13 protein-coding genes are annotated in these 12,983 nt (G+C 71.1%); 8 read left to right on the top strand and 5 right to left on the bottom strand.

What is annotated here, in order from left to right; all coding sequences use genetic code 11:
• The first annotated feature begins 145 nt into the window (after positions 1-145).
• The 8 genes from rpmH to LGQ04_RS04275 all read left to right on the top strand — a co-directional run bounded on the left by rpmH (position 146) and on the right by LGQ04_RS04275 (position 6,519).
• Positions 146-283, top strand: coding sequence for a 50S ribosomal protein L34 (gene rpmH / locus LGQ04_RS04240; RefSeq protein ID WP_229242466.1), 138 nt, complete (start codon positions 146-148; stop codon positions 281-283).
• A gap of 6 nt (positions 284-289) precedes the next feature.
• Positions 290-658: a ribonuclease P protein component gene (gene rnpA / locus LGQ04_RS04245; protein ID WP_229242467.1), complete on the top strand. Its 369-nt coding sequence runs from the start codon at positions 290-292 to the stop codon at positions 656-658.
• A complete protein-coding gene (gene yidD, locus LGQ04_RS17630) occupies positions 655-1,011 on the top strand; it encodes a membrane protein insertion efficiency factor YidD (protein ID WP_308016340.1) in 357 nt (118 codons plus the stop codon). Before rnpA ends, yidD begins: the two co-directional genes overlap by 4 nt.
• 51 nt (positions 1,012-1,062) lie before the next feature.
• Positions 1,063-2,127 (top strand): membrane protein insertase YidC, encoded by a 1,065-nt coding sequence (gene yidC / locus LGQ04_RS04255; protein ID WP_229242468.1) that lies wholly within the window; start codon positions 1,063-1,065, stop codon positions 2,125-2,127.
• 43 nt (positions 2,128-2,170) lie between these two features.
• Positions 2,171-2,701, top strand: a complete 531-nt coding sequence (locus LGQ04_RS04260) for a Jag family protein (RefSeq protein WP_229242469.1) — start codon at positions 2,171-2,173, stop codon at positions 2,699-2,701.
• Between the two features lie 146 nt (positions 2,702-2,847).
• Complete coding sequence (gene rsmG / locus LGQ04_RS04265; RefSeq protein ID WP_308016341.1) at positions 2,848-3,543, top strand: 16S rRNA (guanine(527)-N(7))-methyltransferase RsmG; 696 nt, start codon at positions 2,848-2,850, stop codon at positions 3,541-3,543.
• A gap of 103 nt (positions 3,544-3,646) precedes the next feature.
• Positions 3,647-5,098: a ParA family protein gene (locus tag LGQ04_RS17635; protein WP_308016342.1), complete on the top strand. Its 1,452-nt coding sequence runs from the start codon at positions 3,647-3,649 to the stop codon at positions 5,096-5,098.
• Complete coding sequence (locus LGQ04_RS04275; protein WP_229242470.1) at positions 5,095-6,519, top strand: ParB/RepB/Spo0J family partition protein; 1,425 nt, start codon at positions 5,095-5,097, stop codon at positions 6,517-6,519. The genes LGQ04_RS17635 and LGQ04_RS04275 overlap by 4 nt, the downstream gene beginning before the upstream one ends.
• A 440-nt stretch (positions 6,520-6,959) precedes the next feature.
• Here LGQ04_RS04275 and LGQ04_RS04280 read toward each other — a convergent pair whose 3' ends face one another.
• The 5 genes from LGQ04_RS04280 to LGQ04_RS04300 form a co-directional block, all read right to left on the bottom strand.
• On the bottom strand, positions 6,960-7,931 hold the full coding sequence (locus tag LGQ04_RS04280) for a D-alanine--D-alanine ligase family protein (RefSeq protein ID WP_229243003.1): 972 nt from the start codon (positions 7,929-7,931) through the stop codon (positions 6,960-6,962).
• 175 nt (positions 7,932-8,106) lie between these two features.
• On the bottom strand, positions 8,107-9,432 hold the full coding sequence (locus LGQ04_RS04285) for an aminotransferase-like domain-containing protein (RefSeq protein WP_229242471.1): 1,326 nt from the start codon (positions 9,430-9,432) through the stop codon (positions 8,107-8,109).
• Between the two features lie 132 nt (positions 9,433-9,564).
• The gene (trxA, locus tag LGQ04_RS04290; RefSeq protein WP_229243004.1) at positions 9,565-9,897 is read right to left on the bottom strand and encodes a thioredoxin; all 333 of its coding nucleotides are present in this window, start codon (positions 9,895-9,897) and stop codon (positions 9,565-9,567) included.
• Positions 9,898-9,939: 42 nt separating this feature from the next.
• Positions 9,940-10,968, bottom strand: coding sequence for a thioredoxin-disulfide reductase (gene trxB, locus LGQ04_RS04295; RefSeq protein ID WP_229242472.1), 1,029 nt, complete (start codon positions 10,966-10,968; stop codon positions 9,940-9,942).
• A gap of 114 nt (positions 10,969-11,082) precedes the next feature.
• Positions 11,083-12,927 (bottom strand): protein kinase family protein, encoded by a 1,845-nt coding sequence (locus LGQ04_RS04300; RefSeq protein WP_229242473.1) that lies wholly within the window; start codon positions 12,925-12,927, stop codon positions 11,083-11,085.
• Positions 12,928-12,983 lie beyond the last annotated feature (56 nt).

The following is a 12,983-nucleotide window of genomic DNA, read 5'->3' on the forward strand; positions in this document are numbered from 1 at the left end:
CGGATCCCGTGCCCGCCGCGCCCGGACGGTCGCCGGGCGACGCCCGTCCAGCAGTACCTGATCCACCGACAGGGTCCACCGGAGCCTGTCACTGCATCGTCGAGGACATAGACGGTGTACCTCCCCGACGTTCTTGGAGTACCTCGTGAGCAAGCGGACCTTCCAGCCGAACACCCGGCGCCGGGCCAAGACCCACGGCTTCCGGCTGCGCATGCGGACCCGCGCCGGCCGCGCCATCCTGGCTGCCCGCCGCCGCAAGGGCCGCAGCGAGCTCTCTGCCTGATCTCGCGTGCTCCCCGCGGCGCACCGAATGCGCCGTTCCGTGGATTTCGAACGGGCGGTGCGCCGCGGCGTGCGTGCTGGCAGGTCGACCGTGGTGGTCCATCTCTCTGACGACCCTCAGGGGGACGAGCCACCGCAGGTCGGCTTTGTCGTCTCCAAAGCCGTAGGGAACGCCGTGCACCGCAACCTCGTGAAGCGCCGACTGCGCGCCGCGACCGCGACGCGCCTCAGTGCGCTGCCCCCACGGTCGCGCGCCGTCGTGCGTGCGCTGCCTGCTGCGGCCACGGCAACCTACGAGCAGCTTGCGCGCGACGTCTCGCACGGGCTTGCGCGGGCGGGGGAGCGCCTCGCGGCGCGGCCCGAGGCGCGGTCATGACCGCCCAGAGCCTCGAGCGCCGACCGGTGGACCGGGACACCCCTGGTGCATCCCCCGCCGACACCCCCGCTCCTGCTGGAGTCCGACGCCTGCTCGACCTCCTGCGTCGTGTGCCCGCCCTCACCCTCATCGGCATGATCCGTGCGTACCAGTCCGTGATCTCCCCGATGACCGGGCCCACCTGCAAGTACTACCCGTCCTGCTCCCAGTACGCCCTGACCGCCGTGCGGCGGCACGGTGCGCTGCGCGGCACGGGCCTCGCCCTCTGGCGGTTGCTGCGCTGCAACCCCTGGAGCCTCGGCGGGGTCGACGACGTGCCGCCGACGCGACACGCGCACACGCACCAGTCCTGAGCCCGCACGGGCGACCCACAGTCTTGTCAGTACCTTAGGGAGCAGTCACCGATGGACTTCTTCGCGTTCCTCGCCCCGATCGAATGGGTCGTGGCGTGGATCATGTACCTCTGCCACCAGGGGCTTCTGTTCCTCGGCTTCTCCGACGGCCCCGGCCCCGCCTGGGTGCTGTCGATCGTCGGCCTCGTCATCATCATCCGCATCCTGCTGATCCCGCTGTTCTTCAAGCAGATCAAGGCGTCCCGCGGGATGCAGCTGCTCCAGCCCGAGATGCAGGCGATCCAGAAGAAGTACAAGGGCAAGTCGGACCCGGCGTCCCGCGAGGCGATGAGCCGCGAGACCATGGAGCTCTACCGCAAGCACGGGACGAACCCCTTCGCGTCGTGCATGCCGATCCTGCTCCAGTCGCCGATCTTCTTCGCGCTGTTCCGCGTGCTCAACGGCCTGGTCCCGATCTCCACCGGTGACAACGACCCGATCGGCCCCATCGACGCGTCGGTGGCCAGCGACATCGAGCAGTCGTCCGTCTTCGGCGCCAAGCTGTCGGACATCTTCCTCCAGACCGACGACCTGCAGACGCGCATCGTCATCGCGATCCTCATCCTCGCGATGTGCGCCACGACGTTCTTCACCCAGCGTCAGCTCACGATGAAGAACATGCCGAAGGCGGCGCTTGAGGGCCCGATGGCCTCGACGCAGAAGATGATGCTGTACCTGTTCCCGTTCATCTTCGCGGTGTCGGGCGTGAACTTCCCCGTCGGTGTCCTCGTCTACTGGACGACGACCAACCTCTGGTCGATGGGGCAGCAGTTCTACACGATCCGACGCATGCCGGCTCCCGGTTCCGAGGCCGAGCGACTGCTCAAGGAGCGCCAGGCGCGCAAGAAGGCGGCGAAGGGGATCGTCGAGGAGACCGCACCGGTCATCGAGCAGCCGCGCGGTCAGCGCCAGCAGCCGAAGCGCAAGAACCGGCAGAAGCCGGGCACCGCGGGCGTGAACGGTACCTCGACGTCACCCGCCGCGACCGGCTCGACCGAGGACGTTCCGGTCGAGGACGCGGCCCCTGAGGTTCCGCCGGCGTCCGGACCGACCAAGAAGCCCAAGAAGAAGTCGTAGTCCTCGCGCCGCGCGCGACCCTTCCGCCCTGAGGAGCACTGCCATGTCGTCCACCGAGAGTCCCCTGCACGACGAGCCCCAGACCGCGCAGGTCGGGCCCGGCGTGACCACACGCCTCGAGGAGGAGGGCGAGATCGCCGCGGACTACCTCGAGGAGCTGCTCGACATCGCCGACCTCGACGGTGACATCGACATCGACGTCGAGAACGATCGTGCCGCGGTCGAGATCGTCGCGGACGACGAGGGGGCGCTTGAGGCGTTGGTCGGCGAGGAGGGTGTCGTGCTCGAAGCCCTGCAGGAGCTCACGCGGCTCGCCGTGCAGGCGCGCACGGGGGAGCGCAGCCGTCTGATGCTCGACGTCGCTGGCTACCGGACGGCACGTCGGCAGCAGCTGACCGCACTCGCGGACGAGGCGATCGAGAAGGTCCGGTCTTCGGGAGAGTCTGTCTCGCTGGACCCGCTCAACGCGTTCGAGCGCAAGGTCGTCCACGACGCGGTGGCGGCCGCTGGCCTGCGGAGCGACTCCGAGGGCGCTGAGCCACAGCGGTACGTGGTCATCCACCCTGCTGCGTGACTCCGCCGCTGACGCCCTCCGTTTCACGTGAAACGGAGGGCGTTCTGCTGTGCGCATCGGTCGGGCGGCACGACGTCCTCGGTCCGACGCCCGCGGCGGGTCGACGTGATGGGCGCGGTGGGGTCGTCGATGTTCCACGTGGAACGATGGACCAGACCTGGACGAAGGGGAAGGACGACATGAGTGACGAGGCCGAGCGCGAGGACTCGCCGGTGACTGACGAGGCAGCCGTGAGGACCTACCTCGGGGACTCCTACGCAAAGGTCGCCCGGTTTGCGAAGATGTTGAGGGACGAGGGCGAGCTTCGTGGCCTCATCGGACCCCGTGAGGTGCCCCGCATCTGGGAGCGGCACGTGCTGAACTCGGCGGCCGTCGTCCCGTTCCTCCCGACGGACGGCCTCATCGCTGATATCGGATCGGGTGCCGGTCTTCCCGGCATCGTCATCGCGGCGATGCGGCCCGACGCCCAGATCTACCTCGTGGAGCCGATGGAGCGGCGGTGCGCCTGGCTCTCGGAGGTCGCGGACACGATCGGTCTCGCGAACATCGCGGTGAAGCGCGGGAGGGCCGAGGAGTACCACGGCGCCTTCGAGTGCGACGCGGTCACGTCTCGCGCCGTCGCGGCACTGGACAAGCTCGTGCGCATCTCGCTGCCGCTGCTGCGCTCCGGGGGAGAGATGATCGTCCTCAAGGGGCGCAATGTGGCGCAGGAGATCCCGCCCGCGCGGAAGGCGATCCGTAGGCTCAAGGGCTCGGAGCCGGAAGTTCTCGAGGCATCCTCGGTTCCTGGCGTGGAGAGCACCACGGTCGTTCGGATCGTGCGGCAGACTGGGGCACGGTGACACGCACCGTGCGCCGGCGTCCGACGCGACCTCGTCGAGCAGGCGCCCCGGGCACGGTCGCCGTGCGGCACGCGAGACCTGAGGATTCGGAGAGGATGCGCGGGTGACGGAGAGCAAGGACGGCACGAAGGGATCCCCCGAGGGGTCCGCGCCGACGGAGGAGCAGCGGCGAGCCGCCCTGATGGCGAGCCTTCCGGACATCGACGACTCGACCCCGCTCGCAGCACAGCTCGCGATGGACGCGCGTCGGCGCATCGATCTGCACGGGCGCCGCTTTCCCCGCCCGAGGTCGACACGCATCATCACCGTGGCGAACCAGAAGGGTGGGGTCGGGAAGACGACCACGACGGTCAATCTCGCGGCGGGGCTCGCCCAGGCGGGACTGAACGTCCTCGTGATCGACAACGACCCGCAGGGGAACGCGTCGACCGCGATCGGTGTCGAGCACCGTGCGGGCACGCCGTCGGTCTACGAGGTCCTGGTCGACGGGGACCCGCTGGAGTCGGCCGTGCAGCAGTGCCCCGACATCCCGACCCTCTGGTGCGTTCCGGCCACCATCGACCTGTCCGGCGCCGAGATCGAGCTCGTCTCGATGGTTTCACGTGAAACACGTCTGCGGAGGGCGCTGGACGAGTACCTGGAGCGTCGAGCCGCCGCAGGTCTGGAACCCCTCGACTACGTTCTGGTGGACTGTCCTCCGAGCCTGGGGCTCCTCACGATCAACGCGTTCGTCGTCGGTCGCGAGGTCCTCATCCCCATCCAGTGCGAGTACTACGCGCTCGAGGGGTTGAGCCAGCTGCTCAAGACGATCGAGCTGATCAAGGCGCACCTCAACCCGGGCCTCCACGTCTCGACGATTCTGCTCACCATGTACGACGGTCGGACCAACCTTGCCCAGCAGGTCGCCGCCGAGGTGAGGGGGCACTTTCCGGACCAGACGCTCCGCACGACGGTCCCGCGTTCCGTGCGGATCTCCGAGGCGCCCAGCCATGGCCAGACCGTGATGACCTACGACCCGACGTCCAGCGGTGCACTTGCGTATCTCGAGGCGGCCCGCGAGCTGACCATCCGGCACGCCGACTCGGTGCCCGCCACAGACGGCTCCGATGCCCCCGACGGAGCGGTCGCCCACCCGGACGACCAGACGCCTACGTCGGTACCCACCCCGGCGCTCGAGTCCGAGCCCCGCGGTGGTGAAGAGTCGCCTGCAGTCGCCTCGGTAGGTCACGGCATGACGGACACCCATCCTGTGCGCGGCGACGTGGCCAGCAGCGACAACGGCTTCGTGGATCAGGCGGATACGGCGGGTGATCCGGGCTCAGCAGACCCGCCTGCGCGTCGAGCCCGGGTGGCGACCTGGTCCGAGATCGTCGCCGCACCCGCTTCTGAGGCCGTGGTGACGATCGCCACGACCGCCACGCTCGACGGTCCGTCCGACGGTCGGGCCGAGGCTGCGGTCGACATGCACGGTCCGGCGGAACAGCCGATGCGTGCAGGACATGAGTTCTCCCGGTCCATCGGTGGGCCGGCCCTTCATCTCGAGGAGCAGCGATGAGCGAGAAGCGGCGTGGGTTGGGACGTGGGCTTGGAGCGCTGATTCCGACGAGCTCAGAGGGAAAGCGCCCTGTCGACGTCTTCTTCCCCAGCGCCCCGGAGCAGTCACCGTCATCTGGGCCCTCGCAGGACGAGAGCGGATCTGCCGTAGAGTCCGGGGGCACCGTCGTCGCGACGTTGGAGGCCCCGGCAGGGGAGGTCCCGGCGGGGGAGGACACAATCAGCCCGTCCGACGTGTCGGTGGGAGAGTTCCTCTCGACCTCGGCGCTCGAAGACGGCGAGGGCGTCGACGAGGCTCCGGTCGAGGGGCACCGAGACGCTGCGGTGACCGACGATGTGTCCCCGTCCGCCACCGGGGGGCTCGCGCGCACCGACGACGGTGCGGTATCGGGCGCGAGCAATGGCGACACGCCGTCGTCCGTCGTCGACGCAGCGCCTTCCTCCGACGACCCCGTTTCACGTGAAACGTCAGCGACGACCGGAACGGCCTCCGCGGATGCCGGGTCGTCGCCCGACCCGTCCTCGGGTGCGGTCGCACCGGACGACGCCGGAACCGACGGATGGATCGAGCGTGGCGGGGACGACCTCGTCCCTGTTCCGGGGGCACGATTCGCGGAGGTCCCGGTCGAGGCGATCGTCCCGAATCCGCGGCAGCCGCGCACGGTCTTCGACGAAGGGGAGCTCGACGAGCTGGTCGGGTCCATCAAGGAGATCGGTGTCCTCCAGCCGGTCGTGGTTCGGCCGCTCTCGACAGGATCCGAGGGATTCGAGCTCATCATGGGGGAGCGGCGCTGGCGCGCGACCCAGGCTGCCGGACTCGCGACGATCCCCGCGATCATTCGTGAGACGGACGACGGTGACCTGCTCCGCGACGCGCTGCTGGAGAACCTGCACCGCAGCGCGCTCAACCCTCTGGAAGAGGCGGCCGCCTACCGACAGCTCCTCGACGACTTCGGTTGCACGCACGAGGAGCTCGCGGAGCGCATCTCTCGGAGTCGCCCGCAGATCTCGAACACGCTGCGACTGCTCCGTCTGCCGCCTCTGGTCCAGCGCCGTGTCGCTGCGGGCGTTCTCTCCGCGGGCCACGCTCGCGCCCTCCTCGGACTGACCGACGGTGCCGAGATCGAGCGCCTCGCTCAGCGGATCGTCGCCGAGGGCCTTTCCGTGCGCGCGACCGAGGAGATCGTCTCGATGGGGGGCCTCGATCGTCCTGGGCGGGCGCCCCGAACGCCGCGTGCGGGTCAGCGGTCCGCAGCGGTGGACGAGCTCGCGACGCGACTCTCCGACCGGTTCGAGACGCGCGTGAAGGTGGACCTCGGGAAGAGCAAGGGACGCCTCACGGTGGAGTTTGCCTCCGTGGAGGATCTCAACCGCATCCTCGATCTCATGGCTCCCGAGGACCCGGGACTCCTGCGCAACTGACTCGACGGGCGGTCGGTGCACCGGTAGGGCAATCGGCCTGGCGTTCCGGAAATCCGTCGGTCCTGCTCGCACGCGTCGGAAACGCCCGCACGAACGGGAAGGTCACGTCCGAGAGATCGCGTCCGAGAGCGGGCAGGCAACGGACGTCGGCCAGGGGTGTGTCCACCGGTCTCTTCCGCTGCGACCGTCTCGTTCCACGTGAAACCAGGTGGCCCAGCTCGCCGGGAGCGCTCATCTACCGCACGCCGAGGTCGCCCCTCCCCGGCGTAGATGTCTCGTTCCCGTTGGAACGTCCGTGCCCAGTTGCTGAGGCCGGCGCAGTCGCGGTGTTCCACGTGAAACGTCCGTTTGCCGCGTGCCTGCGAACGGCACCGGGCTTCACGTGGAACGACGCGTGCCGCCCTGTTCCACGTGAAACAAGCCGAGATGGGTCTGTTCTGTCAACGCCGGGCGTCGACGAGGCGGCGATAGAGCGTGGGGAGGTCGAGCCCCGCAGCACGGACGGCCTGGGGAAGGAGCGACGTCTCGGTCATCCCGGGCGCAACGTTCACCTCGAGGAACTGGACGACGCCATCGGCGTCCAGGATGACGTCGGTCCGGGAGAGGTCGCGCAGGCCGAGCGCGCGGTGGGCCGTCACGGCGGTCTCCTGGACGGCCGCGAGCGTGGAGCCGTCGAGGCGCGCGGGGGAGAAATACTCGGTCCGTCCGGGGTTGTAGCGGGCGTCGTAGTCGTAGGGGCCGTCGGTGACGACCTCGACGGGCGGGAGAGCGGAGGGACCGTCGCCGAGGTCGACGACGCTCACGGCCAGCTCGACACCACGCATCGCACGCTCCACCAGCGCGACCTCCCCGTAGGCGAAGCAGTCCACCATCGCCCGGGGAAGCTGGTCGGCCCGTTCGACCAGGGTGACGCCGAGCGCCGAACCACCCTGCGTCGGCTTGACCACGAGGGGGAGCCCGAGCCGACCGACGAGCGCGTCCAGGACGGGACGTGCGCCGAGCTCGCGGAAGAGACTCTGGGGGAGGGTGACGGAGTCCGGCGTGGCGAGACCCGCTCCTGCCACCACGCTCTTCGCGACCGGCTTGTTCCAGGCCACACGAGACTGGCGCGGCCCCGTCCCGACGTAGGGGACGCCGACGAGGTCGAGCACGTCGCGCACGGACCCGTCCTCGCCGGTCGCTCCGTGCAGGAGCGGCCACACGACGTCGGGCCGATGACGGTCGAGGAACGGCAGGAGATCGGCGTCGAGGTCGTGCACGGAGACCTCCACCCCGGCGGCGCGCAGGCTCTCCGCGACGCGTCGGCCGGAGCGGAGCGAGACGTCGCGCTCGTGGGAGAGTCCGCCGGCGAGGATCACGACGTGTCCTGCTCGACCGTCGGTCTCCGACGCGTCCGCCGAGTGAACCTGCAGGTCAGGCGCGGAGCTGAGGCCCGGCTGCTCCTCGGTCACGAGGTCCGACGAGGTCGTGGGAACGACGGGCGTGCTGCTCGCGGGGGTGGTGGGCACGGGGGTCTCCTGCTCGGGGCGCGCGGCCCATGGTGCGCCGCGCGCCCGGGTGATGGCGGTTCGGGGACGACGGGTCGGGTCAGGCGAGGTCGGGCGAGGGGTTCTCGACGTCCGTGAGGTCGGGATCGAGCGCTGCGCCGGTGCCGAAGATCTCGACGAGGTCGGTCTCGGCGTTGACGACCCCGGCGAGGCGCCGCACGCCTTCGCGGATGCGCTCGGGGGTGGGGAAGCAGAAGGAGAGGCGCATGTGCTCGGCGCCGGTCCCGTCGGCGTAGAAGGCAGTGCCCGGGACGTAGGCGACCCGCGCGGTCACGGCCCGGGGGAGCATCGAGCGGGCGTCGAGCCCGTCGGGCAGGCGGACCCAGGTGTAGAAGCCGCCGTCGGGGACGGTCCAGCTGGCGGCGGGCATGTGCTCGGCCAGCGCCCCGACCATCGCGTCCCGACGGTCGCGGTAGAGCTCGCGGAACTGCTTGATCTGGCCCTTCCAGTCGCACGTGGCGAGGTAGGCGGAGATCGCCATCTGCGAGGCGTTCGACGGGCAGAGGATGGCCGACTCGCTGGCGAGGACGAGCTTCTCGCGGACCGCGTGGGGTGCGACGACCCACCCGACCCGGTATCCCGGGGCGAAGGTCTTGGAGAAGGACCCGAGGTAGAGCACGCCGTCCTCGTCGAGCGAGCGGAGCGCGGGCAGGGGGTCGCCGTCGAAACCGAGCAGGCCGTACGGGTTGTCCTCGATGACGAGCACCCCGTGGCGTCGCGCGATCTCGAGGACGCGTGGGCGACGCTCCGCGGTGAGGGTGACTCCTGCGGGGTTGTGGAAGTTGGGCACGGTGTAGAGCAGCTTGACGCGGCGCCCCTCCGCCGCGAGCCGCGTGAGCGCCTCGTCGAGTGCCTCGGGGACGAGCCCGTGCTCGTCGAGCGGCACGTGCACGACGTCCGCCTGGTAGGAGCGGAACACGCCGAGTGCCCCGACGTAGCTGGGCGCTTCCGTGACGACGACGTCGCCGGGGTCGACGAAGATACGGGTCACGAGGTCGAGCGCCTGCTGGGAGCCGGTGGTAACGACGACGTCGTCGGGGTGGCAGTCGATGCCTTCGAGCCGGACCACGTCGAGGATCTGCTCGCGCAGCGACTCGTCCCCCTGACCGGACCCGTACTGCAGGACGCTGGCGCCGCGCGTCGCGACGAGGCGCTGCATCGTCTCGGCGATGGTGTCCAGCGGGAGCCCGTCGAGGTAGGGCATGCCGCCGGCGAGGGAGACGACCTCGGGTCGGTTGGCGACGGCGAAGAGCGCCCGGATCTCCGACGCTCGCATCCCGTGCGCTCGCTCCGCGTAGGAGGAGAGCCACGGGTCGAGGCGGGTGCCGCCGGAGGCGGCGTGCGGAGAGGGAGTCGGCGCGGTCACGTCGTCCAGTCTCGCACGCGGGTTCGGGGGATCCCGTGAAGACGTCGAGGGGCGGACCACCGGGTGGTGGCCCGCCCCTCGTCAGTGCGCGAGCAGCGGTCGTCTCGGACCGCTCGTCGTAGACCGCCTGCCTCAGACGGCGGCGGCGAGGACCGTGTCGATCTCCTCGACGAGTGCCCGCTTGGGGCGGGCGCCGATGATCGACTTCTGGAGCTCCCCGCCGACGTACACGTTGAGCGTGGGGATGGAGACGATGCCGTAGGCGGCGGTGGTCTCGGGGTTCGCGTCGGTGTCGAGCTTCGCGATCCGGATCCGGCCCTCGTACTCGGCGGAGAGCTCTTCGAGGATCGGGGCGACCTGGCGGCACGGGCCGCACCAGGTGGCCCAGAAGTCGACGAGCACGGGGACGTCGGACTCGAGGACCTCGGCGCGGAAGGTGGCGTCGGTGACGGGGACGGTGGCTATGGTGACCTCCTGGGTCGTCGGGAGTGGGGAGCGGTCTGGTGGTCAGGACCCGAGCTCGGCGAGGGCCTCGGGCAGTTCCTCGGGGTTCGGTGCCGCGGGGGTCCCGGCGAGGTCGGCGTGGCCGGCGGCGTCGGCGAGCTCGGTGAGGTAGCGCTGCGCGTCGAGGGCGGCGGAGCAGCCGGACCCTGCGGCGGTGATGGCCTGACGGTACGTGTGGTCGACGAGGTCGCCGCACGCGAACACCCCGGCGAGGCGGGTCGCGGTGGTGCGGCCGACCACCTGGACGTACCCCTCGTCGTCGACGTCGACCTGGTCGGCGACGAGCTCGCTGCGGGGCTCGTGCCCGATCGCGACGAAGAGGCCGGTGGCGTCGAGGGTGCGCTCCTCGCCGGTGACGGTGTCGCGCAGGCGGACTCCCTCGACCTTGTTCTCGCCGTCGATGCCGACGACCTCGCTGTTCCAGGCGAACTCGATCTTCTCGTCGGCGAGGGCGCGGTCCGCCATGATCTTCGACGCGCGCAGCTCGTCGCGGCGGTGCACGACGGTGACCTTCGACGCGAACCGGGTGAGGAACGTGGCCTCCTCCATCGCGGAGTCGCCGCCGCCCACCACGAGGACGTGCTGGTCGCGGAAGAAGAACCCGTCGCACGTGGCGCACCAGGACACGCCGCGGCCGGACAGGCGCTTCTCGTCCGGCAGGCCGAGCTCGCGGTAGGCGGACCCTGTCGCGAGGATCACGGCGCGGGCGCGGTAGGTGTCGCCGTTGCCGGTGACCACGGTCTTCACGGGGCCGTCGAGCTCGAGCGAGGTGACGTCGTCCCACTCGATGCGGGCGCCGAACCGCTCCGCCTGCTTGCGCAGGTTCTCCATGAGGTCGGGACCCATCACGCCGTCGGGGAACCCGGGGAAGTTCTCCACGTCGGTGGTGTTCATCAGGGCGCCGCCGGCCGTGACGGACCCTGCCAGCACGACCGGAGACAGGCCCGCGCGCGCCGCGTAGATCGCCGCGGTGTACCCCGCGGGACCTGACCCGACGACGACAAGGTTCTCGACGGTTGGCTGCTCGGTCACGTGATGCTCCTCGGTGTGGTGGCGTGGCAGGCTCCCACGCGTTCGTCTGAACGCGGCGGGGGGCGTCGTTGTTCCACGGTACGGCGCCGGGGGCCGCGACGCGGGGCGGGTGGGTCAGGACAGCAGGATCTCGTTGATCTCCGCGCGGGCCTCACCCTGGGCGTTCGTCGGCAGCTCGGTGATCCACAGGACGAGGGTCTCGGTCTCGACGGGCTCGTCGAACGTGAACTCGACACCCGGGGAGAACGGGCCCGAGGCGAGGACGGTGCCCTGGTCGGGTGCGTCGAGGGACGTGGACCGGATCTCGACGTTGCCGCCCTCCACGCCCGTGTCGATGATGACCGTCGAGACGGGCGCCTCCTGCTCGAGCGTGATGCCGAATCCGATGCCCGTGCGCAGGCCCGCGAAGTTCGAGTCGTTGTAGCGGCGCGTGTACCAGAAGGTCTCGGGCTGGCCGTCGAACGCCAGGGCCACGGCTTCGGGGTGCTCGCCGTCGTTGTTGCCGAGCGCGTCGCCCTGCGGGTCGAGCGCCTCGCCCGACGCGATGAGCGGCCGGACCTCGGGCTCGGGCTCGGGTTCCTCGGCCTCGCCGTCGGTCTCACCGCCCGTGGGGGTCGTGTCGCTCGGTTCGTCGCTCGTCCGTTCCCCCGACGAGACGGCGGGGGTGAAGTCCTCGAAGGCCGTGTTCACGGCCCAGACGACGCCCGCGCCGACGAGCAGGAGCACGAGGACCAGGACGAACGGGGTCGCGTTGAAGCGCCGGGGACCGCGGCGCGGCGCGGGCTCGCTCCAGGAGTCGTCGGGCGGCGGCGTGCTCGGGGGAACGGCCGGACCTGCCGGCGCGGTGTCGTGGGCGGGGGGCGGGACGGGTGCGGTGGACGGGCCGTCGTTCGCCTCGGCCGCGTACGTGGTGCCGGCGTAGGCGCCGCCCGCGGCGGCGGCCAGGTAGGGGGCGGTGTCCGCGGCGCCCGCGGACCCGGGGACCTCGCCGACGCGGTGGATGCGTCCGGTGGCGGGGCGTCGCACGGGGGGAGCGGGCGGCGGCGTCCCGGGGGGTGCGGCCGCGCCGCTGTCGAACGCCGACCGCACGGACTGCCGGTTGACGCCGGCGGCTGCGGGCTGGACGAAGCCGGGGAGCGTGGCGACGACGGACACCTCGCCCCACGGTTCGAGAGCGGCGACGACGTCGGCGGGGCTGGCGGGCGTCCCGGGCGCCGGTGCGGCCCACGCCGCGGGGTCCGGCGTGGGCGTGGCGAACGAGGCGGCGCAGAGCGTGTCCAGCTCGGCGGGGACGTCGCCGCGCACGGCGGACGGGGGCAGCACGCCGTCGCCGGACGGCTGCGCGGGCAGGGGGTGGATCGCCGCGTCGGAGATCCACGGCACGTCGAGGGTCGGACCGGCCCAGCGTGCGGTGAGCGCGTAGTAGAGCAGTGCGACGAGCCCGACGGCGTCGGCGCGCGACGTGCGGTCGGGGTCCTGCTGGTCGAGGCCGGCGACCCCGGCGTCGAGCCCCAGCCCGGTCACGACGACACGGCCGTCGTCGACGCGCAGCGCGTCGGGGCGGACCGTGAGGTGGTGGACGCCGCGGCGTCGGGCGGCCTCGAGCGCGGCGGCGGCCTCGCCGACGACGGCGCGGGCCTGCTGGGGGTCGAGGACGCCACCGGCGACGACCTCGGTGAGCGTCGTCCCGACGTACGGCTCCGTCACGACGTACGCGACGCCCTGCTCGGACCCGACGTCGAGCACCCGGGTCAGCCGCGGGTCGGCGACCAGCGCGGCACGGCGCGCGGAGTCGAGCGCGTCGGCGACGTGGGGGCCGCTGACGAGGGACACGCGGACGGGACGGTCGAGGATCTGGTCGTGCGCGGACCACGCGGTGACGTCCGCGAGGTCGGAGGGCAGCGGTTCGTCCAACCGGTACCGGGCGACGAGCAGTGTTCCTGGGGCGACGCCGTTCACCGGACCTCCTCAGCTGGGCTCGTGAGCGACACCACCACATGGTACGCGGGCCCGGA

The organism is Cellulosimicrobium marinum (genome assembly GCF_020551945.1).
In the GTDB taxonomy this organism is placed as follows: Bacteria; Actinomycetota; Actinomycetes; order Actinomycetales; family Cellulomonadaceae; genus Cellulosimicrobium; species Cellulosimicrobium marinum.